Below are 21,003 nucleotides of genomic sequence, written 5' to 3' on the forward strand. Positions count from 1 at the left end.
CTTAGTTTTTACGTAAGCGTCTGATCAGCCAGCGGCCATGTTGCGGCCGCTGGTTCCACGCCAGCGATGAAATGGTGTACATCACGCTCAGATGATCGAGAATGCGCCGCACATGCTGCTCCACCACCGTGATCGGTCCCTCACTGATGTTCTCCAGCTCATCCAGCAGGTTAACCTGTGAGCTTTCACCATCATATTCCAGCCGCTGCTGACACCGCTGCAGCGCGATTTCACAGGATTGCAGGTAACGCTCAGCCAGCGAGGCAGTGAGCATGGTGTGCTCCCGCGCCAGAATCGTCATGGCGTTGATATGCTCGACGATAAACTGACTGTGCGTGACCCAGAGCCGCATATCACTCAGATAGCGGGAGTTGAACGCGGGTTCCTGCATCGCCTGATTCAGTGAGTTAAACAGCGCATTGTGTGCCTGATTGACCTTCACGCGCTGATAAGCCAGTTTCTCTGGTGACTGTTCGTCACCCAGCAACAGCCGCAGCGCATCCTGATAGGTTTCCAGTGCGTCATGGGCGTTCTGCCGCAGTAAGCCGCTCTGCCACTGCGGCCACAGCCACAGCATCCCGCCAAAGGCGATCAGACAACCCATCAGCGTATCCATGAGTCGCGGCAGCAGAAACTGCGCGCCATTCAGCGACAGCAATTGCAGCGAGTAAACCGCCGTGACCGTAAAGCCAATCATCGACCAGCCATAGAACTGGCGGGTAAAGCGATAGCTGATAAAAGTAATTGCCAGCATGATCAGCAGCACCAGCGACTCCGGCACCGCCATGCGCAGCGTGGCGGCCGCGATCACCAGACCGGCAAAAGTGCCCAGCGCCCGGTGCTGAATGCGGACACGGGTAGCGCTGTAGCCGTTCTGGCTGACGAACATGATGGTCATCAGGATCCAGTAGGGTTTGGGGATGTTGAAGAACAGCGCCAGCGCGCTGCCCAGCATCAGCATCACCGCAAAGCGGCCGGCAGTGCGCAGGGCCGATGAGCGAAACGAGAGATAACTGCGCAGCGCCGGTAACAGCGGCAGACGGCGCTGGCGGTCAGCCATCAGATCGCGCTGATAAAGGGGTTTCTGGGTGCGCAGGACCCGCGCGATGCGGTTGAAGTGGTAAAGGCAGAAGTTACCCACCGGATTGTCGGGATGCTGATGGGCGATTTTCTCCAGCGCGCCGAGCTGTTTATCCATCGCAAAGCGATCGGGTAGCTGGTGATAGAGAATGTTATCCGCCAGCACCCGCAACCGGGCCGAGATGGTTTTGGCATTCCAGCGGATCACCGCTTCGGCGTGGCTCTGTTCGACCAGCTTCTGCACCTCTTCCGGCCGATGCAGGCTGACCGAGATATGTTCCTGCAGATCCAGCGCCACCTGAAAGGCGCGCGTCAGCCGTTTATGGCTGTGATCGCGGCTTGCCGACAGCATATGCATCTGCTGATAACAGGTGTTAATCAGATCGACCACTTTCTGCTGACGAGCCAGCAGCGGCGGCAGCGCCTTTTCCGGATCGGTCAGCTGCGTCAGCAGGGTATATTTTGCGTCGCAGTAGTTAGCCAGCTCGCGATAGATCAGGCTCAGGCTTTCGCGCATTGGCTGCTCTTTCCACAGCCAGAACCAGAACCAGTTAAAGAGCCCGTACCATAGCGTGCCGCCGATATAGAGCAGCGGGGGAACATAGATTGGCATGCGGCCAATCAGGCTCAGGGTAAAGATGGCGGCAATCAGGGTGCCGGGCAGCAGACGACCATGCAGCGGGCTGATCTCCCCGGTAACGCCGAGCAATAAGGGCATGGCAAACAGAATCAGCGGCAGCGGAATAGCATGCAGGGTGAGCCACTGCATCAGAAAGCTGCCGAGGGCAAACAGGCTGCCGCCAACAATCAGGCGTTTGAAGAAGCGTTTATGCGGGGTATCCAGACCGGCGATGTTGCAGCAGGCGGGCACTAATGAGAACAGCAGACCTTTTTGCAGGTCGCCAGCCAACCAGCCCAGCGCCACCGGCAGACAGAGCACCAGCGTTTGCCGCAAGGCGTAGTTAACTTCAGGATGGTAAATAATTCGACGCCACATCGGCCCAACACAAACAATAACGGCGTGATGTTGCCATCACGCCGTGGGTGACAGGAATTAGCGGGTGCCGTAAACGACGATGGTTTTGCCGTGTGCGGAGATCAGGTTCTGATCTTCCAGCATCTTCAAAATACGGCCCACGGTTTCACGTGAACAACCAACAATCTGGCCAATTTCCTGACGAGTGATTTTAATTTGCATGCCGTCGGGATGCGTCATGGCATCTGGCTGCTTCGCCAGGTTGAGCAGGGTCTGTGCAATGCGTCCGGTTACGTCGAGGAAAGCGAGGTTACCCACTTTTTCAGACGTCACCTGCAGGCGACGCGCCATCTGCGATGAGAGTCGCATCAGGATGTCAGGGTTAACCTGGATCAGCTGACGGAATTTCTTGTAAGAAATCTCCGCCACTTCGCACGCGCTTTTCGCACGTACCCAGGCGCTGCGCTCCTGGCCTTCTTCGAACAGGCCAAGTTCACCAATAAAATCGCCCTGATTCAGGTAGGAAAGAATCATCTCTTTGCCTTCTTCATCTTTAATCAGAACCGCAACGGAACCTTTCACGATGTAGTAAAGCGTTTCTGCTTTTTCACCTTGGTGAATCAGCGTACTTTTGGATGGATACTTGTGAATATGGCAATGGGACAGGAACCATTCGAGTGTAGGGTCTGTTTGCGGTTTGCCGAGAACCATTCGCTATTATCCTCTGTTGTAATCGTGCCCAAAATACAGGGGGCAGTTTTCCCTGTCAGGCGGTGAAAGCTTCAAGCGTTTCCATTTCAGGAAATTATTCGGGCCGCATCAGGCGCAGTGCGCATCATCCTTCCCGGCTTCGTCATCGGGTGACGAAAAATATTTTCAGCACTGTTTGTAGCACAGCTTTTGCCGACTGTCTTCTGTTGTCTCGCTTCAGCTACGGGCGGATTTCTCTGGATTGCTGTTTACCAGGCGAAAGCGTACTCTGGCGACAAAACAGCGTATTCCGGAGCAAAAATCATGCAGGCAAGAGTGAAATGGGTAGAAGGGCTGACATTCCTCGGAGAATCCTCATCCGGCCATCAGATACTGATGGATGGAAATTCGGGTGATAAAGCGCCCAGCCCAATGGAGATGGTGCTGATGGCGGCGGGCGGATGCAGCGCGATTGACGTGGTATCAATTCTGCAAAAAGGCCGAAACGATGTGGCTGATTGTGAAGTAAAACTGACCTCAGAACGTCGTGAAGAGGCGCCGCGAATCTTTACGCACATCAACCTGCATTTTATCGTGAGTGGCAAAGCCCTCCAGGATAAAGCGGTCTCACGCGCTGTTGATCTTTCTGCTGAAAAATATTGCTCTGTGGCCATCATGCTGGGTAAAGGCGTCAACATTACCCATAGCTATGAAGTGATCGAACTTTAGTACCAGCAGGGATCTTTTAAGGTCGCGGGCAAAATCTGTCGTGCTCTGCTGTCAGACTGTGCCTGCGCTGGGAACCGGGTCAGATCGGAAAGACGCAAAACCGCCATCCATGGCCGCTCGGCCCGCGCCGTCCCTGGCGCGGGACGCTTTCCTCTTCTGACCCGGTACCCTGCGTGTTAAGCTTTTTCGCTGCTGTCAGATTCATCCTGCATTGGCATTAGTCTGGAAAGGCTCTTTTGGCCTCTTACTCTATTCGTTTGCCTTCCATCAGCCGCTTCACCAGCGGACCCATGATCAACTCCATCGCCAGACCCATTTTGCCGCCAGGCACCACCAGCGTATTGATGTGCGAGATAAACGAGCCCTGCAGCATCGCCAGCAGGTAGGGGAGGTCGATATCTTCCAGCGCCTGGAAGTGGATCACCACAAAGCTCTCATCCAGTGACGGAATAGCGCGGGCAGCGAACGGGTTTGAGGTATCGACCGTCGGGACGCGCTGAAAGTTGAGGTGAGTGCGTGAGAACTGTGGTGTGATGAAGTTGATGTAATCTTCCATCGAGCGCACCACCGAATCCATGACCGCTTCACGTGAATGGCCGCGCTCGCCAGTGTCGCGCACCAGCTTCTGAATCCACTCCAGGTTCACAATCGGCACCACGCCAACCAGCAGATCAACCTGTTCTGCTACGTTGTGCTGCGCCGTTACCACGCCGCCGTGCAGCCCTTCGTAGAAGAGAATATCGGTGTTCTGCGGCAGCGGTTGCCACGGCGTAAAGGTGCCGGGCACCTGATTCCACGGCACTGCTTCATCATAGGTATGCAGATATTTACGCGACTGGCCCTGTCCGCTCTGACCATACTCTTTAAAGCTCTGCTCCAGCAGGCCAAAGTCATTGGCTTCCGGGCCGAAGTAGCTGACATGACGTCCTAAATCGCGCGCCTTACGAATCGCCATATCCATTTCAGGGCGGGTAAAGCGGTGAAAACTGTCACCTTCCAGCTCCGCCGCATGAAGATCGAGCTGCTGAAAGATTTTGCGAAACGCCACGCTGGTGGTGGTGGTCCCTGCGCCGCTGGAACCAGTCACCGCGATAATGGGATGACGTGCAGACATAGAAAAGCTCCCTGTGAGGTCGGGCAATAGGCATTGTTAACACGAAATGCCGTTGGGTGCATCAGCCACGAAATTCTTTGCGCGGCATGATATTGACCGATTCGTGCAGTTCCGACCACACCAGTACCACTTCACCCGTTTCCAGCTGACGTCGCACATCGGCCACCTTGTCGATCAGGCTGCGTTCCTGCTCGCCATAGTCCGTGCCTTCGCGCAGCACAAAGGTTTCAATCAGATTTTCAAGGGTCTCAGGTGAGACCTGTTGCCAGGGAATAATCACGAGATCAGTTATCCAGAAAAGGGGCGATCCACTGGGGGATACGCTGTTCCAGCCACATTTCAGGCTGGCGTAATGTCCCACCAACAAAACCTACATGGCCGCCGTGTGGTGTCAGTTGATAAGTAATAGTGGCAGATAATTGGCTGCTGTGCGGGATCACCTCATCACTCATAAAAGGATCATCTTTGGCGTGAATGATCAGCAGCGGTTTCTCTGCGTGCTTCAGCCAGGGCATGGCGCTGGCACGATGATAGTAATCGGCCGCATCCAGAAAACCGTGGGCGCGGGCGGTAATGGCATCATCAAAATCGCGCAGTCGACGTAGCGCTTTCAGCTGCGCCAGATTGACCGGCAGCGTATCCGGCCAGGCGTGCAGTTTGCGGCGGGCATTTTTCTTGAGCTGCGCCAGCAAATAGTATTGATACACGCGTGAGAAGCCGCGTTCCAGTTTTACGCTACAGGGCTCCAGCAGCAGCGGAGCGGAGACAATGACGCCCGCGTCTACCTCAGCGGCTGCGCCCTGCTGGCCCAGCAGGCAGCCCAGCATGTTACCGCCCAGCGAGAAACCGACCGCGGCGGTGGGTACGCGGCCCCAGCGGGTGCGCAGCCAGTGCAGAAAAAAGCGGGCATCTTCGGTTTCGCCAGAGTGATAGATGCGGTTGAGCCGATTCGGTTCGCCGCTGCAGCCGCGAAAATGCATCACCACCGCCAGCCAGCCGCGCGCGCGGCAGATCGCCATCAGGCCATGAATATAGGGGCTGTGAAAACTGCCCTCCAGCCCATGAAACAGCACCACGCGCGGTTTATGCTGCGCGAACTGCGGATCTTCACTCCAGGCGAGATCGACAAAGTCGCCATCCGGCAGGTCGAGACGCTGCCAGTGGGGATCGCCCGCGATACGACGACGTAGCAGGCGCGGCAGCAGGGTCTGCAGGTGCGCGTTACGCAGACTCTCAGGTGGCGTGAAGTGCTCGTTTTCCGGACCGGTAAATTTCATGTGGTAAAAGCTTGTCTGTTCCATATCACACTGTTAGCTTCGATAAGTTTTTTCTTGCAGGGTAAGGAGTACCCGATTGCCATGGAACTGAGTCTTTTCTTATCAATGTTGGGATTTCTTTGGGTCGCGGCCATTACGCCCGGGCCTAATAATATGTTACTCACCGCCTCGGGCGCTAATTTTGGCTTTATGCGCACCATTCCGCTGATGATTGGCATCATGATCGGAATGCAGGTGATGCTGCTGATGGTGGCCTTTGGCGTCGGCGGGCTGATCCTGCTCTATCCTTCGCTGCACCTGGTGCTGAAAATCGCCGGTAGCCTCTATCTGCTCTGGCTGGCATGGAAAATCGCTACCGCCAGTTATGAGAAGCTGGAAACCGATCAGGCGCCGGATGCGCCGATGCCCTTCTGGCAGGGCGGATTGTTGCAGTTGATCAATCCCAAGGCCTGGCTGATGGCGCTGGGCGCGGTCGCCAGTTTCAGCCTGGCCGGTGACGCATATCGCCATTCAGTGATGGCGATAAGCATCGGCATGTTTCTGGTTAATCTGGTATCGGGTGTTATCTGGATGGGATTTGGTGCGATGATCGGCCGCATTCTGCGCAGCCGTCGCGCCTGGAAAATCTTTAACCTCGCCATGGGGCTGCTGACCGCCGCCTGCGTGCTGTTAATCTGGCACTAAATTAGCTGGATGCGCGTTCAACGCGCGTCCAGGGCAGCACCTCGCGGATGACTGGCGCATTAGGATTGCGGATCTTCTGCAGCAGCAATTGCACGCTACGCGCGCCCAGCTGGTTCATCGGCTGCTCGATGGTCGTCAGCGGCGGATTCAGGCTGCGGGTAAACGACACGCCATCAAACCCGACCACCGCCAGATCTTCCGGCACGCGCAGACCCGCTTCCAGCGCCGCATGCACCACGCCTACCGCCAGCACATCTGAAACCGCGAACACCGCATCCGGCGGTTCCGGCAGCGCCATCAACTCCCTTAGCCCCTGACTGCCCGCCTCACAGGAGATTTCGTAAGTGTAGGAGACGCCGGACCAGACATACCCCAGCTCCTCAATCGCCTGCCGGTAGCCCTTTTCACGATGATGCGAGTAAAGGTAACGCATGTCGCCATTGATCAGCCCGATGCGTTTACGCCCTTTACCGGCAAGGTAATGGACGGTGTCGCGCGCGGCTTCAAGGTGATCAATGCTGACCGAGGAGGCGGGAATATCCGGATCAAATTCGCAGCACTGCACCCAGGGCGCCCCGGCAATGAGCGCCTGCAAATCCTGTAAACCGGAGGCCGCATCCATCGTAATCACGCCATCCACCACTTTTCCGGTCAGCAGGGAGAGATAGGCGGCTTCACGCTGGAGCTGCGAAGCGGAGTTACAGAGCAGGATGTGATAGCCGTGCAGTTCCGCTTCGGCCTCGATGCCCTGAACCACGCGTGAACAGAAGGGATTGGTGATATCCGAGATCAGCACCAGCAGCATGTTGCTTTGCGACGTACGCAGCTGACGCGCCAGTAAGTTGGGCTGATAGTCGCAGGCAGAGATTGCCGCCAGAACTTTCTCACGCGTATCGGGCTTCACGCCGGGATGCGCGTTGAGAACCCGCGATACCGTGGCTTTGGAGACGCCAGCCAGCTGAGCGACTTTCTCGATCGACATCGGATTCAGAAACCTTAACAGGCAATAATTGGGAACGCATATGAATAGCACAGGGACAATGTGAGCGCCTGACATTTTTGCTTACTTTAGCTATTTTCAGCATTTGCGATTTTTAACTTAGTTTTGCAGATAGTGATCTAAGAACTTATTTCTATTAGGGATAATTTTTAATTCCTTTATGAAACTATAGCGCGCAGAGACACTGCCTCCACTATAAAAACGGTGGGGTAGTGATCATGGCAGCAACACGTTTAACTTTTTTAGCCGCAGCGCTGGCGCTGCTGGCGTTTCGGGCTGATGCGGTCAATGTCACCGTGGCTTACCAGACCTCGGCTGAGCCGGCGAAAGTGGCGCAGGCTGACAACAGCTTTGCGAAAGAGAGCGGGGCCAGCGTTGACTGGCGCAAGTTTGACAGCGGCGCCGGGGTATTACGTGCGATGGCGTCCGGTGACGTCCAGATTGGCAATATCGGTTCCAGCCCGTTAGCGGTCGCGGCGGCGCAGAAGCTGCCGATTGAAGCCTTTTTACTCGCCTCTCAGCTGGGCAACTCTGAAGCGCTGGTGGTGAAGAAGAGCATCACCACGCCCAAAGATTTAATTGGCAAACGCATCGCGGTGCCGTTCATCTCTACCACCCACTACAGCCTGCTGGCTGCGCTGAAACACTGGGGCATCAAACCGTCACAGGTACAGCTGGTCAATCTGCAGCCGCCAGCGATTATTGCTGCCTGGCAGCGTGGCGACATTGATGGCGCTTACGTCTGGGCACCGGCGGTTAATGAGCTGGAAAAAGAGGGCAAGGTGTTAACCGACTCTGCGGAAGTGGGAAGCTGGGGATCGCCGACGCTGGATGTCTGGGTGGTACGCAAAGATTTTGCTCAGCAGCATCCGGAGATCGTGACTGCTTTTGCCCGCAGCGCGCTTGACGCGCAGCAGGCCTACCTGAACAGCCCCGACAGCTGGCTGAAGCAGTCCGATAACCTCAGCAAACTCTCTCGCCTCAGCGGTGTGCCGGAAGCACAGGTGCCCGGTCTGGTGAAGGGCAATACCTACCTCACGGCGCAGCAGCAGGTTGAGCAACTGGGCAAACCGGTCAATAAAGCGATCGTCGATACCGCGCAGTTTCTGAAAGCACAGGGCCGGGTGCCGCAGGCGGATAACGACTACAGCAGCTATGTGACCTCCCGTTTCGTCGAGCCATTAGTTAAACCTTAAGGAGGCACTATGCTGCGCATCGCTCACCTTAATGCCCGTTATGCCGGTCAGCCAGTGTTGCAGGATATCAATCTGCAGCTGGATAGCCATGAACTGCTGGTGGTGCTCGGCCCCTCCGGCTGCGGCAAAACCACACTGCTCAATCTGGTTGCCGGTTTCCTGCCGGTGGAGTCGGGCAGCATCACGCTGGATAACCAGCCGGTGACCGGGCCTGGTGCGGAGCGCGGCGTGGTGTTTCAGCATGAAGGATTACTGCCGTGGCGCAATGTGCTGGATAACGTCGCCTTTGGCCTGCAGCTGGCGGGGATGTCACGCCCGGATCGCGACACGATTGCCCGCCGGTTAATCAGGCAGGTGGGGCTGGAGGGCGCGGAAAAGCGCGCCATCTGGCAGTTGTCCGGCGGTCAGCGTCAGCGGGTGGGCATTGCGCGCGCGCTGGCTACCGATCCACAACTGCTGTTGCTGGATGAGCCTTTCGGCGCACTGGATGCCTTTACCCGAGAGCAGATGCAAACCCTGCTGCTGACGCTGTGGCGCGACAGCGGTAAACAGATTCTGTTGATTACGCACGACATAGAAGAGGCGATTTTCCTGGCCAGCGAACTGATTCTGCTGTCGCCAGGACCGGGCCGCATCGTAGAGCGGCTGCGTCCTGGCTTTGGTCAGCGCTTTGCCGCGGGAGAGTCGTGCCGCAGCATCAAATCCGATCCGCAGTTTATCGCCCAGCGCGAGTATGTGCTGAGCCGGGTCTTTGATCAGCGGGAGGCGTTTGCATGAGTGCACTCATCAATGACAAGTCTCTGCCGGTGCGCCGTCGTTTGCGCTGGCCGTTTTCAACCGCCTTTACGCTGAGCATGCTGAGTCTCTCTCTGCTGTTGCTGCTCTGGTGGGGCGTGACCGCGCTGGGCCTGATTGCCCCGCTGTTCCTGCCGTCGCCGCAGCAGGTGTTAAGCAAGCTGCTGCTGATTGCCAGCGCGCAGGGCTTTATGGATGCCACGCTGTGGCAGCATCTGGCCGCCAGCCTGACACGAATGCTGATTGCGCTGACTGCCGCTGCCGCCATCGGTATTCCGGTAGGGATCCTGATGGGCCTCAGCCCGGTCGCTCGCGGGTTGCTCGATCCTCTGATTGAACTCTATCGCCCGATTCCGCCACTCGCCTATCTGCCATTGATGGTGATCTGGTTCGGCATTGGTGAGACCTCGAAAATCCTGCTGATCTATCTGGCGATTTTCGCGCCGGTGACGCTCTCCACCCTGGCCGGTGTGCGTAACACGCAGCAGGTCCGACTTCGTGCGGCTCGCTCGCTGGGGGCTAATCGCTGGCAACTGCTGCGCTGGGTGATTCTGCCAGGCGCGTTGCCGGAGATCCTCACCGGTCTGCGCATCGGTCTGGGGGTTGGCTGGTCAACGCTGGTGGCCGCTGAGCTGATTGCCGCCACGCGGGGTCTGGGTTTTATGGTGCAGTCAGCAGGAGAATTCCTCGCCACCGATGTGGTGCTGGCGGGTATCGCGGTAATCGCCTTTATTGCTTTTAGCTTAGAACTCGGGCTCCGCGCGTTGCAGCGCCGTCTGACGCCCTGGAGTGGAGAACAATCATGAACGAACGTCTCAGTTTTACCCCGCTTGGCCCGTACATTGGCGCGCAGGTCTCAAACCTGGATGTGTCTCGCCCATTGAGTGATGCTCAGTTTGAGCAGCTTTATCATGGCCTGCTGCGTCATCAGGTGCTGTTTCTGCGTGACCAGAAAATAACGCCGGAACAGCACCGCGCGCTGGCAATCCGCTTTGGCGATCTGCATATCCATCCGGTCTATCCGCATGCGGAAGGCGTCGAGGAGATTATCGTGCTGGATACCCATCAGGATAATCCGCCAGATAATGACAACTGGCATACCGATGTCACCTTTATTGATACGCCACCAGCGATCGCCTTGCTGGCCTCGAAGGTGTTACCGGAGTCGGGGGGTGACACGCTCTGGACCAGCGGCATTGCGGCTTACGAAGCGCTCTCTGAACCCTTTAAGCAGCTGCTGGCAGGTCTCCATGCCGAGCATGATTTTAAAAAGTCATTCCAGGAGTATAAGTACCGCAAAACGGAGGAGGAGCATCAGCGCTGGCAGCAGGCGGTAGCAAAACATCCGCCGGTGCAGCATCCGGTCATCCGCACCCATCCGGTCAGCGGCAAAAAAGCGCTGTTTGTGAATGAGGGCTTTACCACGCGGATCGTCGATTTAAGCGAGAAAGAGAGTGATGCGGTGCTGGGCTTTCTGTTTGCGCACGCCACCAAACCGGAGTTTCAGGTGCGCTGGCGCTGGCAGCCAGACGATCTGGCTATCTGGGATAATCGGGTCACGCAGCATTATGCCAATGCTGATTACTATCCTGCCCGGCGCATTATGCAGCGGGCAACGGTGCTGGGCGATAAACCCCGTTAAAAGAAAATCTCCCCGCTCGCGGGGAGATTTTTTTTATGAGGCCATAATCTGTTCGAGCTGTTCCTGCGCTTCCAGCCACGCCATCTCCACCTCTTCCAGCGCAGATTTGCTCTCCGCCTGACGCTGCAGCGCGGTGGTCAGGTCCGCTTTACGGCTCTGTTCATAGATAGCGCTGTCTGAGAGCTGAGCTTCGGCTTCGGCCAGCTGGCTCTGCCATTTGCTCATCTGCTTTTCCAGCTTCTCTATCTCTTTGCGCAGCGGCTGCGTCTGGGTGCGCAGTTCGGCATCACGACGCTTCTGGTCTTTACGCGCCTGGGCACTGTTGCCGTTATCCTGCTTCGGCGCGGCATCCTGTTGCGCCTGCTGCTTCTGCAGATCGCTCAGCCACTTCTGATAATCTTCGAGATCGCCTTCAAACACATCCACTTTGCCATCATGCACCAGATAGAGATCGTCGGTGGTCGCGCGCAGCAGATGTCGGTCGTGCGATACCACGACCAGCGCACCTTCGAAGTCGATCAACGCTTCGGTCAGCGCCTGGCGCATATCGAGATCGAGATGGTTGGTGGGTTCATCCAGCAGCAGCAGGTTAGGGCGCTGCCAGACAATCAGCGCCAGCACCAGTCGCGCTTTCTCTCCGCCGGAGAAGCGCTCAGTGATTTCAGTGACTTTATCGCCGCGGAAATCGAAGCCGCCCAGATAGTCGCGCAGCTGCTGTTCCAGCACCTCAGGCGCAATACGCGACAGATGCTGCAACGGTGACTCATCGGCCCGCAGGTACTCCAGCTGATGCTGGGCGAAGTAACCGAGCTTGATCCCTTTCGCCAGACCCATCTTGCCGTCCATCGCCTCCAGCTCACCCGCCAGCAGCTTAATCAGGGTCGATTTACCGGCACCGTTACGTCCCAGCAGGCCGATGCGCGAGCCGGGGACCAGGTTGAGCTTGATGGCGTCGAGAATAATACGATCGCCATAACCCGCGGTGACCTTCTCCATCTTCATCAGTGGATTAGGCAGGTTCTCCGGCTTGCGGAAAGTGAAGCTGAATGGGTTATCGACATGGGCGGGCGCAATCATCTCCATGCGCTCCAGCATCTTGATGCGGCTCTGCGCCTGCTTCGCCTTGGTGGCCTGGGCACGGAAGCGATCAATGTAGCTGTGTAGGTGCGCCACTTTCTCCTGCTGGCTCTCATACAGCGACTGCTGCTGAGCCAGTTTGGCGACGCGCTGCCGCTCAAAGGAGCTGTAGTTGCCGGTATATTCGAACATCGACTCCTGTTCGATATGAATAATTTTGTCGATGACGGGATCGAGGAAATCACGATCGTGCGAAATCAGAATCAGCGTGCCTTCATAACTCTTCAGCCAGCGCTCCAGCCAGATCACCGCATCGAGATCGAGGTGGTTGGTCGGTTCATCCAGCAGCAGCAGATCGGAACGGCAAATCAGCGCCTGTGCCAGGTTGAGGCGCATGCGCCAGCCACCCGAGAAGTCGCTGACCGGGCGTTGCAGCTGTTCCTGACTGAAGCCCAGACCATGCAGCAGGCTTGAGGCGCGCGCATGGATGCTCCACGCCTGCACCGCGTCCAGCTTGCCATGCAGCAGCGCGATGGCATTGCCATCGTCACGCAGATTGGCGTCCGCCAGTTCTGCTTCAAGCTGGCGAAACTGGCGATCGCCATCAATCACGTACTCCAGCGCGGCTTTATCCAGCGCAGGGGTTTCCTGATTCACCCAGGCCAGCGCCCAGTGAGTGGGGAAAGTGACGGTACCGGCATCGCTGGTGATTTCACCTTTTAACAGCGACAGCAGCGTGGATTTTCCACAGCCGTTTTTACCCACCAGCCCGACCTTCTGGCCGGGATTAATGGTGGCGGTGGCATTGTCGAGCAGGACGCGGATGCCGCGGCGAATTTGTAAGGCTGAGAAGACAATCATGTAAGCGCCGTATCGTCAGAATATGTTAATTTACTGGCAACATAATGAGATTTTGCTGCGTCGTGCATGGTAGCGGAAAACCGCACCAATGACGACGCTTTGGAGGGAAAGGATGTCGCAGCCACCCAGGGTTTTGCTGCTTTATGCTCATCCGGAATCACAGGATTCGATCGCCAATCGGATTCTGCTGCAGCCGGCTCAGGCACTGGAACACGTTACCGTGCACGATCTGTACGCAACCTATCCGGATTTTTTTATCGATATTCACCATGAACAACAGCTGCTGCGTGAACATGATGTCATCATTTTTCAGCATCCGCTCTATACCTATAGCTGTCCGGCGCTGCTGAAAGAGTGGCTGGACAGAGTTCTGTCGCGCGGTTTCGCCAATGGCGTGGATGGCAATGCGCTGGAAGGAAAGTACTGGCGCAGCGTCGTCACCACCGGAGAACCGGAAAGTGCCTTCAGACATCAGGGTCTGAACCGCTATTCGCTCAATGACATTATGCGTCCTTTTGAGCTGACCGCGCAGATGTGCCGTATGCACTGGATGCCGCCGATGATCGTCTACTGGGCGCGTCGTCAGAGTCCTGAATTAATGAAAAATTACGCCCGCGCCTATGGCGACTGGCTGGCGGCACCGCTGCCGAATGGAGGGGTATAGATGGAAGGGCAAACGCTGCTGACCGCCGGGGTGATTTATCTGGTCGCGGCGGTATTGATTGTACCGGTGGCGGCTCGCCTCGGTATTGGTGCAGTTCTGGGCTATCTGGTGGCGGGTATCGCTATCGGCCCGTGGGGATTAGGCTTTATCAGCGACGTCGACGAGATTCTGCACTTCTCTGAGCTCGGCGTGGTGTTCCTGATGTTTATTATCGGGCTGGAGCTGAACCCGGCAAAGCTGTGGGCGCTGCGCCGCTCCATTTTTGGCGTCGGCGCGGCGCAGGTGATCTTCTCAGCGGCGATTCTGGGCGGCTTATTATGGCTGACCAACTTTAGCTGGCAGGCGGCGATTATTGGCGGGATTGGTCTGGCGATGTCCTCGACCGCCATGGCCCTGCAGCTGATGATGGATAAAGGCATGAATCGCAGCGAAGCGGGGCAACTGGGCTTTTCGGTGTTGCTGTTTCAGGATATCGCGGTGATCCCAGCCCTGGCGCTGATCCCGCTGCTGGCCGGAACCGACAGCGGTCATATCGACTGGATGAAGGTCGGCATGAAAGTACTGGCGTTTGCCGGCATGCTGGTAGGCGGACGCTATCTGCTGCGGCCTATCTTCCGTTACATCGCTGCGTCGGGCGTGCGCGAAGTCTTTACCGCCGCTTCGCTGCTGCTGGTGCTGGGCTCCGCGCTGTTTATGGATGCGCTGGGTCTGTCGATGGCGCTGGGGACCTTTATTGCCGGGATCCTGCTGGCAGAGAGCGAGTACCGGCATGAGCTGGAAGTCGCCATCGACCCGTTTAAAGGTTTACTGCTGGGCCTGTTCTTTATTTCGGTTGGCATGGCGCTCAACCTCGGTGTGCTCTATACCCATATTGTGACCATCCTGCTGGGTGTCGTGACGCTGGTGGCGGTGAAAACGCTGGTGCTCTATCTGCTGGCGCGCATTTATGGCTTGCGCAGCTCTGAGCGGCAGCAGTTCGCTGGCGTACTGAGTCAGGGGGGCGAGTTCGCCTTTGTGCTCTTTTCCGCGGCCTCCTCGGCAAAGCTGTTCTCTGGCGATCAACTGCCGATGCTGCTGGTGACGGTAACCCTGTCGATGATGACCACGCCGCTGCTGATGAAGGGAATCGATCGTCTGCTGGCACGCCGCTTCAATGAGCCGGATGACGAGGCAGAGAAACACTTTGTCGAAGACGATCAGCCGCAGGTGATTGTGGTGGGCTTTGGTCGGTTCGGGCAGGTGGTGGGGCGTTTGCTGATGGCGAATAACAAACGCATCACCGTGCTTGAGCGCGACATCAGTGCAGTCAGTCTGATGCGGAAATATGGCTATAAGGTCTATTACGGCGACGCCACCGAACTGGAGTTGCTGCGGGCAGCCGGTGCGGCCAGCGCTCAGGCGATTGTGATCACCTGTAACGAGCCCGAAGATGTGATGACGATTGTACATCTGTGCCAGCAGCATTTTCCGCAGTTGCAGATTCAGGCGCGCGCCCGGGGCCGTGTAGAAGCGCATGAACTGCTTCAGGCGGGCGTCACGCAGTTCTCGCGTGAGACCTTCTCCAGTGCGCTGGAGCTGGGACGTAAAACGCTGATGACGCTGGGGATGCATCCGCATCAGGCGCACCGCGCCCAGCAGTATTTCCGCCATCTTGATATGCGGATGCTGCGCGAGCTGATGCCCAATCTCTCTGAAAGCGCGCAGGCTTCGCGCGTCCGTGAAGCGCGGCGTGAACTGGAAGATATCTTCCAGCGTGAAATGCAGCGCGAAAAGCGGCAGATCGACGGCTGGGACGATGATGAATAACCTCTTTAAACAGGCAGAAGCTAATGCGTAAACGTTTTATTGCTGGTGCGACATGCCCGCACTGCCAGGAGAAGGACACGCTGGCAATGTGGCGTGAAAATAATGTCGATGTGGTGGAGTGCGTGAAGTGTGGTCACCAGATGCGTGAGGCCGATAAGCAGGCGCGCGATCAGGTTCGCACTAATGAGCAGGTTATCGGTATTTTTCATCCTGAGTAGCGGAATGGCGCAGCTTTTTTTACGCCTGGACTTACAGCGGGATTGAATTCCGTTACAATTGTCGCCATTAACGCTGTAGTCGCAAGAGAAAGTGAAAACCCTCTTGTACTCAGCCCCGAACCTTTCTGGTTGGTGTTATTGCACGAAAGAATAGACCAATGAGACGGGATCTCAGCTCTCAACGGTTAGGAGATATCATGAAAGTAGCAAAAGACCTGGTGGTAAGCCTGGCCTATCAGGTACGTACAGAAGACGGCGTGTTAGTTGACGAGTCACCGGTGAGTGCACCGTTAGACTACCTGCACGGTCATGGTTCCCTGATTTCTGGTCTGGAAAATGCGCTGGAAAACCACATTGCCGGCGACAAGTTTGACGTGCATATCCCGGCAAACGATGCCTACGGTCAGTATGACGATAACCTGGTGCAGCGCGTTCCTAAAGACGTCTTCATGGGCGTTGACGAACTGCAGGTTGGCATGCGCTTCCTGGCAGAAACCGATCAGGGCCCGGTACCGGTAGAAATCACCGAAGTGGAAGATGATCACGTCGTGGTTGATGGTAACCACATGCTGGCGGGTCAGAACCTGAACTTCAACGTTGAAGTGGTTGCTATCCGCGAAGCCACGCCGGAAGAACTGGCTCATGGCCACGTTCACGGTGCAGATGGCCATCATCATGACCACGATCACGGCCATGATCACGACCACGACCACGATCAGGGTAAAGGCGGTTGTGGCACTGGCGGCTGCGGCTGCAGCCACTAAGTCTCAACAGACCTTTCAAGGCCACCCTCGGGTGGCCTTTCTTTTGGCGCGTATTCTGGTTCTGCCCGGGTAAGCCGGGGCCAGATAGCCCGCGATCAGTAGTGCGGTGGTGGCGTCTCTTCAGATTGTGAGGCGACGATCGATGGCGCATTCGCTTTGAGCTTGTCGGTTAAAATGCGCATCTGCTCACGCATCTTATTCATCTCCAGCTCGTGCTGAACGACCGCGCTGTTCAGCTGATCGATAGTCATCTCCTGAAAGGCCAGTTTGCTCTCCAGCGTCTCCAGACGCTGTTCCCACTCAGATTGTTGCATGACCTGTTCCTCTGTTAAGGTGCGACTCGGGGCGTGATTCTACGATCTGAATGCCAGGAATCACCTGTTTTTTTCACGCCCGGAGGCGTTGCGCTTGAAAAAAGGCAGCGCGGCATCATCTCTGATGAAACTTCCCGATGTTATAAAGGTCGGAGGTTAACCGGGTAATTACATTGTGGGAGTGTTCGACACTGCCACGTAAAGTTATAGTGTGGACCCTGAAGTCCGCAATGTTTCCCGAGGTTAGACGCTTCGGTTTTGGAGAATGGATGAAATCACTGTTTAAAGTCACATTGTTAGCTACCACCATGGCTGTTGCGCTGAATGCTCCGCTGGCAATGGCGGCAGATACCGCTGCGGCGCCACAGGCTGCACCAGCCGCCGCGCCACAGTCTGCGCCTCAGGCACCGAAAAATGCTGCCTTCAAAGATGAAGACCAGCAGTCTGCCTACGCGCTGGGTGCTTCGCTCGGTCGCTACATGGACAACTCCCTGAAGGAGCAGGAAAAACTGGGCATCAAACTGGATAAGCAGCAGCTGATCGCTGGTGTTCAGGATGCATTTGGTGGCAAGAGCAAACTCTCTGATGAAGAGATTGAGCAGACGCTGCAATCCTTTGAAGGCCGCGTGAAAGGCGCAGCCTCAGCGAAAATGGAAAAAGATGCGAAAGAGAACTCTGAAAAGGGCGAAGCTTACGCAACCAAATTTGCTAAAGAGAGCGGCGTGAAGAAAACCGAAAGCGGCCTGCTGTATAAAGTTGAGAAAGAGGGTACCGGCGACGCACCTAAAGACAGCGACACTGTAGTGGTAAACTACAAAGGGACGCTGATTGACGGTACTGAATTCGACAACTCTTATACCCGTGGCGAGCCACTTTCATTCCGTCTGGATGGTGTCATTCCGGGCTGGACTGAAGGTCTGAAGCACGTGAAGAAAGGCGGCAAGATCAAGCTGGTGATCCCACCAAATCTGGCTTACGGCAAAAATGGCGTTCCGGGCATCCCGGCTAACTCCACCCTGGTGTTTGATGTCGAGCTGCTTGATATCAAACCAGCGCCAAAGGCAGATGAAAAAGCACAGGCTCCTGCGCCTGCTGCTGCAGAAAAAGCGCAGTAATCTGCTGACCGCCGCCTCCGGGCGGCGGTTTCATTTCGGCTTCACGACAAACCTCTGGCATAAGCCGACGACATTTGCCAGACTAATGCCTGCCTAATTATCCCAATATTGAGTCTGCCCATAAGCCGCTGTGACAGGCTCCAGCCATTCAGGGTGATACTCTTCAATGTCTAATCCATTCAATCCGGGTGAACTGAGCGACTTCGATCTTCTGGAGCAGCGCCCGTTCGAACAAAGTGATTACGATATTCTGAAATCGTACGAGGCTGTCGTGGATGGCCTGGCGATGTTGATCGGTTCGCATTGTGAAATTGTCCTGCATTCGCTTGAAGATCTTAAGTGTTCGGCAGTGCGTATCGCTAATGGTGAACACACTGGACGTAAAGTCGGTTCGCCTATTACCGATTTAGCCCTGCGTATGCTGCATGATATGCATGGTGCGGACAGTAATGTCTCCCGTGCCTACTTCACACGTGCCAAAAGCGGCGTGCTGATGAAATCGGTCACGATTGCGATTCGTAACCGTCAGCAGCGGGTCATTGGCTTGCTCTGCATCAACATGAACCTTGATGTGCCGTTCTCACAGATCATGTCGACCTTTATGCCGCCCGAGATGCAGCAGGTTGACTCCAACGTCAACTTCGCCAGTTCGGTAGACGATCTGGTGATGCAGACGCTGGAGTTCACCATTGAAGAGGTGAGTGCTGACCGTAATGTATCGAACAACGCCAAGAATCGTCAGATTGTGCTGAACCTGTATGAGAAGGGGATCTTCGACATCAAGGATGCCATCAACCAGGTGGCCGATCGGCTGAATATTTCCAAACACACCGTCTATCTCTATATCCGTCAGTTTAAAAATGGCGACTTCCAGGGGCAGGAGCGGTAATGCGTTACACCCTGCTGGTCACCGGCCCGGCTTACGGTACGCAACAGGCGACCAGTGCCTGGCTGTTTGCCTGCGCACTGCTGACGGCAGGCCATCAGCTTGACAGTGTTTTCTTCTATCGCGAAGGGGTGCTGAACGCTAACCAACTGACGTCGCCCGCCAGTGATGAGTTTGATCTGGTGCGCGCATGGCAGACATTGCATCAGGAGCAGGGTGTGGCACTGAATATTTGTGTGGCGGCCGCGCTGCGTCGTGGCGTCAGCGACCAGCAGGAAGCGGCACGACTCCAGCTGGCGGGCAGTAACCTGCAGCCGGGCTTTACCCTGAGCGGGCTGGGCGCGCTGGCGGAAGCGGCGCTGAGCTGTGAACGCATGGTGCAGTTCTGATGAATCGGGTCGCGTTTGTCTTTACCCGGGCGCCGCACGGCAGCAGCGCAGGACGTGAGGGGCTGGATGCCGCGCTGGCCACGGGCGCGCTCAGTGAGGATATCGGCCTGTTTTTTATCGGTGATGGCGTGCTGCAGCTTAATCTGCACCAGCAACCTGAGACGATTAAGAGCCGTCACTATGCCGCGACCTTTGGCGTGCTGGCACTATATGAGATTGAACACTGCTATCTCTGCCGGACATCGCTGATAGCGCGTGGATTAGAGGTTGACGCTGACCGGTTGCTGGATGTTACGCTACTGGACGCGCCGGCACTGCGACAGACGCTGGCCAGCTACGATCGCATTCTTACTTTTTAAGAGACGTTAATGCTGCATACGTTACTGCACTCACCGGCACACTGTGACCTTGAGAGCCTGCTTTTAATGGCGGGTGCGGGTGATGACCTGCTGCTGTTGCAGGATGGCGTGCTGGCCGCTTTAGCTGGCAGCCACGCATTGATGCGACTGTCAGAGAGCGAAGCGACGCTCTGGGTGCTGGACGAAGATGTCCAGGCTCGCGGTCTCGCTGGACAAATTTCGACCCGTGTGCAGTCAGTAGACTATACTGGGTTTGTCACGCTAACGATCAGGCATCAGCAACAAATGGTCTGGTAATCGGCTAAAACCTGGTTATTTCTTGACACCCCTTTGACTCAGCCCTAAAATTCTGCCTCCTCGTAATTCTACGAGGCGATTTATTACGTGTTTACGAAGCAAAAGCAAATCCAGGAGCTATTTAATGGCAACAGTTAACCAGCTGGTTCGCAAACCACGCGTCCGCAAAGTTGCAAAGAGCAACGTGCCGGCGCTGGAAGCTTGCCCGCAAAAACGTGGCGTTTGTACTCGTGTGTACACCACCACTCCTAAGAAACCAAACTCCGCACTGCGTAAAGTCTGCCGTGTGCGTTTGACCAACGGTTTTGAAGTTACCTCCTACATTGGTGGTGAAGGTCATAACCTGCAGGAACACTCCGTGATCCTGATCCGTGGCGGTCGTGTAAAAGACCTGCCAGGTGTGCGTTACCACACCGTTCGTGGCGCGCTTGACTGCTCAGGTGTTAAAGACCGTAAGCAGGCTCGCTCCAAGTACGGCGTGAAGAAGCCAAAGGCTTAATGGTTCTCCGTTAAGTAAGGCCAAACGTTTTAAATTAAATGTCAAAATAAACTCATAGAGTTTTGGACAATCCTGAATTAACAACGGAGTATTTCCATGCCACGTCGTCGCGTCATTGGTCAGCGTAAAATTCTGCCAGATCCTAAGTTCGGATCAGAGCTGCTGGCCAAATTTGTAAATATCCTGATGGTAGATGGTAAAAAATCTACTGCAGAATCAATCGTTTATACCGCGCTTGAGACCCTGGCTCAGCGTTCAGGTAAAAACGCGCTGGAATCTTTTGAAGTAGCCCTGGAAAACGTGCGTCCGACTGTCGAAGTTAAGTCACGTCGCGTTGGTGGTTCTACTTATCAGGTACCAGTAGAAGTCCGTCCGGTTCGTCGTAATGCTCTGGCAATGCGCTGGATCGTAGATGCTGCTCGTAAACGCGGTGATAAATCAATGGCTCTTCGCCTGGCGAACGAACTTTCTGATGCTGCAGAGAACAAAGGTACAGCAGTTAAGAAACGTGAAGACGTTCACCGCATGGCAGAAGCCAACAAGGCGTTCGCACACTACCGTTGGTAATCAC

Annotated in this window: 25 protein-coding genes; 17 read left to right on the forward strand and 8 right to left on the reverse strand. The window is 56.0% G+C overall.

Features of this window, described 5'->3' with window-relative positions:
• Window position 1 precedes the first annotated feature (1 nt).
• Complete coding sequence (locus ACXKZD_RS01960) at window positions 2–2,077, reverse strand: YccS/YhfK family putative transporter (protein ID WP_010253083.1); 2,076 nt, start codon at window positions 2,075–2,077, stop codon at window positions 2–4.
• 57 nt (window positions 2,078–2,134) lie between these two features.
• On the reverse strand, window positions 2,135–2,767 hold the full coding sequence (gene crp / locus ACXKZD_RS01965; protein ID WP_003852956.1) for a cAMP-activated global transcriptional regulator CRP: 633 nt from the start codon (window positions 2,765–2,767) through the stop codon (window positions 2,135–2,137).
• 303 nt (window positions 2,768–3,070) lie between these two features.
• Between crp and ACXKZD_RS01970 the strand changes: the two genes are divergently transcribed.
• Window positions 3,071–3,475 carry an OsmC family protein gene (locus ACXKZD_RS01970; protein ID WP_010253071.1) on the forward strand — a complete coding sequence of 135 codons (405 nt, stop codon included), beginning with the start codon at window positions 3,071–3,073 and terminating at the stop codon, window positions 3,473–3,475.
• A gap of 244 nt (window positions 3,476–3,719) precedes the next feature.
• Here the strand turns inward: ACXKZD_RS01970 and ACXKZD_RS01975 are convergent, their stop codons facing one another.
• From ACXKZD_RS01975 to ACXKZD_RS01985, 3 genes are all read right to left on the reverse strand, one after another.
• Window positions 3,720–4,589 carry a phosphoribulokinase gene (locus ACXKZD_RS01975; RefSeq protein WP_010253068.1) on the reverse strand — a complete coding sequence of 290 codons (870 nt, stop codon included), beginning with the start codon at window positions 4,587–4,589 and terminating at the stop codon, window positions 3,720–3,722.
• Between the two features lie 61 nt (window positions 4,590–4,650).
• Window positions 4,651–4,869, reverse strand: a complete 219-nt coding sequence (locus ACXKZD_RS01980) for a YheU family protein (protein WP_010253066.1) — start codon at window positions 4,867–4,869, stop codon at window positions 4,651–4,653.
• A gap of 4 nt (window positions 4,870–4,873) precedes the next feature.
• Window positions 4,874–5,890 carry a hydrolase gene (locus ACXKZD_RS01985; RefSeq protein WP_010253062.1) on the reverse strand — a complete coding sequence of 339 codons (1,017 nt, stop codon included), beginning with the start codon at window positions 5,888–5,890 and terminating at the stop codon, window positions 4,874–4,876.
• 57 nt (window positions 5,891–5,947) lie between these two features.
• Between ACXKZD_RS01985 and ACXKZD_RS01990 the strand changes: the two genes are divergently transcribed.
• Window positions 5,948–6,550, forward strand: coding sequence for a LysE family translocator (locus tag ACXKZD_RS01990; RefSeq protein WP_010671578.1), 603 nt, complete (start codon window positions 5,948–5,950; stop codon window positions 6,548–6,550).
• A 1-nt stretch (window position 6,551) separates the two neighbouring features.
• Here the strand turns inward: ACXKZD_RS01990 and ACXKZD_RS01995 are convergent, their stop codons facing one another.
• The gene (locus ACXKZD_RS01995) at window positions 6,552–7,532 is read right to left on the reverse strand and encodes a LacI family DNA-binding transcriptional regulator (protein ID WP_010671579.1); all 981 of its coding nucleotides are present in this window, start codon (window positions 7,530–7,532) and stop codon (window positions 6,552–6,554) included.
• Window positions 7,533–7,768: 236 nt separating this feature from the next.
• Here ACXKZD_RS01995 and tauA point away from each other — a divergent pair, with 236 nt between their 5' ends.
• From tauA to tauD, 4 genes are read left to right on the forward strand one after another with little or no spacing between them, the layout of a single operon-like run.
• Window positions 7,769–8,746: a taurine ABC transporter substrate-binding protein gene (tauA, locus tag ACXKZD_RS02000; protein ID WP_080694248.1), complete on the forward strand. Its 978-nt coding sequence runs from the start codon at window positions 7,769–7,771 to the stop codon at window positions 8,744–8,746.
• Between the two features lie 9 nt (window positions 8,747–8,755).
• Complete coding sequence (gene tauB, locus ACXKZD_RS02005) at window positions 8,756–9,523, forward strand: taurine ABC transporter ATP-binding subunit (RefSeq protein WP_010253049.1); 768 nt, start codon at window positions 8,756–8,758, stop codon at window positions 9,521–9,523.
• The gene (gene tauC / locus ACXKZD_RS02010; protein ID WP_010253046.1) at window positions 9,520–10,347 is read left to right on the forward strand and encodes a taurine ABC transporter permease TauC; all 828 of its coding nucleotides are present in this window, start codon (window positions 9,520–9,522) and stop codon (window positions 10,345–10,347) included. The genes tauB and tauC overlap by 4 nt, the downstream gene beginning before the upstream one ends.
• Window positions 10,344–11,183 carry a taurine dioxygenase gene (gene tauD, locus ACXKZD_RS02015; RefSeq protein WP_010253043.1) on the forward strand — a complete coding sequence of 280 codons (840 nt, stop codon included), beginning with the start codon at window positions 10,344–10,346 and terminating at the stop codon, window positions 11,181–11,183. Before tauC ends, tauD begins: the two co-directional genes overlap by 4 nt.
• A 33-nt stretch (window positions 11,184–11,216) precedes the next feature.
• On the opposite strand, the gene ACXKZD_RS02020 is transcribed toward tauD, so the two are convergent.
• Entirely contained in the window at window positions 11,217–13,121 is a 1,905-nt protein-coding gene (locus ACXKZD_RS02020; RefSeq protein WP_010671582.1) for an ABC transporter ATP-binding protein, read from the reverse strand.
• Window positions 13,122–13,233: 112 nt separating this feature from the next.
• Here ACXKZD_RS02020 and kefG point away from each other — a divergent pair, with 112 nt between their 5' ends.
• The 4 genes from kefG to slyD all read left to right on the forward strand — a co-directional run bounded on the left by kefG (window position 13,234) and on the right by slyD (window position 16,573).
• Window positions 13,234–13,785: a glutathione-regulated potassium-efflux system ancillary protein KefG gene (gene kefG / locus ACXKZD_RS02025; protein WP_010253037.1), complete on the forward strand. Its 552-nt coding sequence runs from the start codon at window positions 13,234–13,236 to the stop codon at window positions 13,783–13,785.
• Window positions 13,786–15,591, forward strand: a complete 1,806-nt coding sequence (gene kefB, locus ACXKZD_RS02030) for a glutathione-regulated potassium-efflux system protein KefB (protein WP_010253035.1) — start codon at window positions 13,786–13,788, stop codon at window positions 15,589–15,591. It abuts the gene before it with no gap.
• 23 nt (window positions 15,592–15,614) lie between these two features.
• On the forward strand, window positions 15,615–15,809 hold the full coding sequence (locus tag ACXKZD_RS02035) for a YheV family putative zinc ribbon protein (RefSeq protein WP_010253033.1): 195 nt from the start codon (window positions 15,615–15,617) through the stop codon (window positions 15,807–15,809).
• Between the two features lie 197 nt (window positions 15,810–16,006).
• A complete protein-coding gene (slyD, locus tag ACXKZD_RS02040) occupies window positions 16,007–16,573 on the forward strand; it encodes a peptidylprolyl isomerase (protein WP_010671583.1) in 567 nt (188 codons plus the stop codon).
• A gap of 95 nt (window positions 16,574–16,668) precedes the next feature.
• On the opposite strand, the gene ACXKZD_RS02045 is transcribed toward slyD, so the two are convergent.
• Window positions 16,669–16,887 (reverse strand): SlyX family protein, encoded by a 219-nt coding sequence (locus ACXKZD_RS02045; RefSeq protein ID WP_010253031.1) that lies wholly within the window; start codon window positions 16,885–16,887, stop codon window positions 16,669–16,671.
• 269 nt (window positions 16,888–17,156) lie between these two features.
• On the opposite strand from ACXKZD_RS02045, the gene fkpA reads away from it, so the two are divergent.
• From fkpA to rpsG, 7 genes are all read left to right on the forward strand, one after another.
• Complete coding sequence (fkpA, locus tag ACXKZD_RS02050) at window positions 17,157–18,002, forward strand: FKBP-type peptidyl-prolyl cis-trans isomerase (protein WP_010253030.1); 846 nt, start codon at window positions 17,157–17,159, stop codon at window positions 18,000–18,002.
• 166 nt (window positions 18,003–18,168) lie between these two features.
• Entirely contained in the window at window positions 18,169–18,891 is a 723-nt protein-coding gene (locus tag ACXKZD_RS02055; protein ID WP_010253029.1) for a helix-turn-helix transcriptional regulator, read from the forward strand.
• Window positions 18,891–19,277, forward strand: coding sequence for a sulfurtransferase complex subunit TusD (gene tusD / locus ACXKZD_RS02060; RefSeq protein WP_010671584.1), 387 nt, complete (start codon window positions 18,891–18,893; stop codon window positions 19,275–19,277). The genes ACXKZD_RS02055 and tusD overlap by 1 nt, the downstream gene beginning before the upstream one ends.
• Window positions 19,277–19,636: a sulfurtransferase complex subunit TusC gene (gene tusC, locus ACXKZD_RS02065; protein ID WP_010253027.1), complete on the forward strand. Its 360-nt coding sequence runs from the start codon at window positions 19,277–19,279 to the stop codon at window positions 19,634–19,636. Before tusD ends, tusC begins: the two co-directional genes overlap by 1 nt.
• 9 nt (window positions 19,637–19,645) lie before the next feature.
• On the forward strand, window positions 19,646–19,933 hold the full coding sequence (tusB, locus tag ACXKZD_RS02070) for a sulfurtransferase complex subunit TusB (protein WP_010253026.1): 288 nt from the start codon (window positions 19,646–19,648) through the stop codon (window positions 19,931–19,933).
• Between the two features lie 124 nt (window positions 19,934–20,057).
• Entirely contained in the window at window positions 20,058–20,432 is a 375-nt protein-coding gene (gene rpsL, locus ACXKZD_RS02075) for a 30S ribosomal protein S12 (protein ID WP_003852912.1), read from the forward strand.
• A 96-nt stretch (window positions 20,433–20,528) separates the two neighbouring features.
• A complete protein-coding gene (rpsG, locus tag ACXKZD_RS02080) occupies window positions 20,529–20,999 on the forward strand; it encodes a 30S ribosomal protein S7 (RefSeq protein WP_003852909.1) in 471 nt (156 codons plus the stop codon).
• The last annotated feature ends 4 nt before the right edge of the window (window positions 21,000–21,003 follow it).

This window comes from Pantoea sp. ABR1s, from assembly GCF_057812235.1.

Excerpts from the sequence above, each read along its gene's own strand:
- ACXKZD_RS01960 (WP_010253083.1), bottom strand. The coding sequence starts at position 2,077 with ATGTGGCGTCGAATTATTTACCATCCTGAAGTTAACTACGCCTTGCGG.
- crp (WP_003852956.1), bottom strand. The coding sequence starts at position 2,767 with ATGGTTCTCGGCAAACCGCAAACAGACCCTACACTCGAATGGTTCCTG.
- ACXKZD_RS01970 (WP_010253071.1), top strand. The coding sequence starts at position 3,071 with ATGCAGGCAAGAGTGAAATGGGTAGAAGGGCTGACATTCCTCGGAGAA.
- ACXKZD_RS01975 (WP_010253068.1), bottom strand. The coding sequence starts at position 4,589 with ATGTCTGCACGTCATCCCATTATCGCGGTGACTGGTTCCAGCGGCGCA.
- ACXKZD_RS01985 (WP_010253062.1), bottom strand. The coding sequence starts at position 5,890 with ATGGAACAGACAAGCTTTTACCACATGAAATTTACCGGTCCGGAAAAC.
- ACXKZD_RS01990 (WP_010671578.1), top strand. The coding sequence starts at position 5,948 with ATGGAACTGAGTCTTTTCTTATCAATGTTGGGATTTCTTTGGGTCGCG.
- ACXKZD_RS01995 (WP_010671579.1), bottom strand. The coding sequence starts at position 7,532 with ATGTCGATCGAGAAAGTCGCTCAGCTGGCTGGCGTCTCCAAAGCCACG.
- tauA (WP_080694248.1), top strand. The coding sequence starts at position 7,769 with ATGGCAGCAACACGTTTAACTTTTTTAGCCGCAGCGCTGGCGCTGCTG.
- tauB (WP_010253049.1), top strand. The coding sequence starts at position 8,756 with ATGCTGCGCATCGCTCACCTTAATGCCCGTTATGCCGGTCAGCCAGTG.
- tauC (WP_010253046.1), top strand. The coding sequence starts at position 9,520 with ATGAGTGCACTCATCAATGACAAGTCTCTGCCGGTGCGCCGTCGTTTG.
- tauD (WP_010253043.1), top strand. The coding sequence starts at position 10,344 with ATGAACGAACGTCTCAGTTTTACCCCGCTTGGCCCGTACATTGGCGCG.
- ACXKZD_RS02020 (WP_010671582.1), bottom strand. The coding sequence starts at position 13,121 with ATGATTGTCTTCTCAGCCTTACAAATTCGCCGCGGCATCCGCGTCCTG.
- kefG (WP_010253037.1), top strand. The coding sequence starts at position 13,234 with ATGTCGCAGCCACCCAGGGTTTTGCTGCTTTATGCTCATCCGGAATCA.
- kefB (WP_010253035.1), top strand. The coding sequence starts at position 13,786 with ATGGAAGGGCAAACGCTGCTGACCGCCGGGGTGATTTATCTGGTCGCG.
- ACXKZD_RS02035 (WP_010253033.1), top strand. The coding sequence starts at position 15,615 with ATGCGTAAACGTTTTATTGCTGGTGCGACATGCCCGCACTGCCAGGAG.
- slyD (WP_010671583.1), top strand. The coding sequence starts at position 16,007 with ATGAAAGTAGCAAAAGACCTGGTGGTAAGCCTGGCCTATCAGGTACGT.
- ACXKZD_RS02045 (WP_010253031.1), bottom strand. The coding sequence starts at position 16,887 with ATGCAACAATCTGAGTGGGAACAGCGTCTGGAGACGCTGGAGAGCAAA.
- fkpA (WP_010253030.1), top strand. The coding sequence starts at position 17,157 with ATGAAATCACTGTTTAAAGTCACATTGTTAGCTACCACCATGGCTGTT.
- ACXKZD_RS02055 (WP_010253029.1), top strand. The coding sequence starts at position 18,169 with ATGTCTAATCCATTCAATCCGGGTGAACTGAGCGACTTCGATCTTCTG.
- tusD (WP_010671584.1), top strand. The coding sequence starts at position 18,891 with ATGCGTTACACCCTGCTGGTCACCGGCCCGGCTTACGGTACGCAACAG.
- tusC (WP_010253027.1), top strand. The coding sequence starts at position 19,277 with ATGAATCGGGTCGCGTTTGTCTTTACCCGGGCGCCGCACGGCAGCAGC.
- tusB (WP_010253026.1), top strand. The coding sequence starts at position 19,646 with ATGCTGCATACGTTACTGCACTCACCGGCACACTGTGACCTTGAGAGC.
- rpsL (WP_003852912.1), top strand. The coding sequence starts at position 20,058 with ATGGCAACAGTTAACCAGCTGGTTCGCAAACCACGCGTCCGCAAAGTT.
- rpsG (WP_003852909.1), top strand. The coding sequence starts at position 20,529 with ATGCCACGTCGTCGCGTCATTGGTCAGCGTAAAATTCTGCCAGATCCT.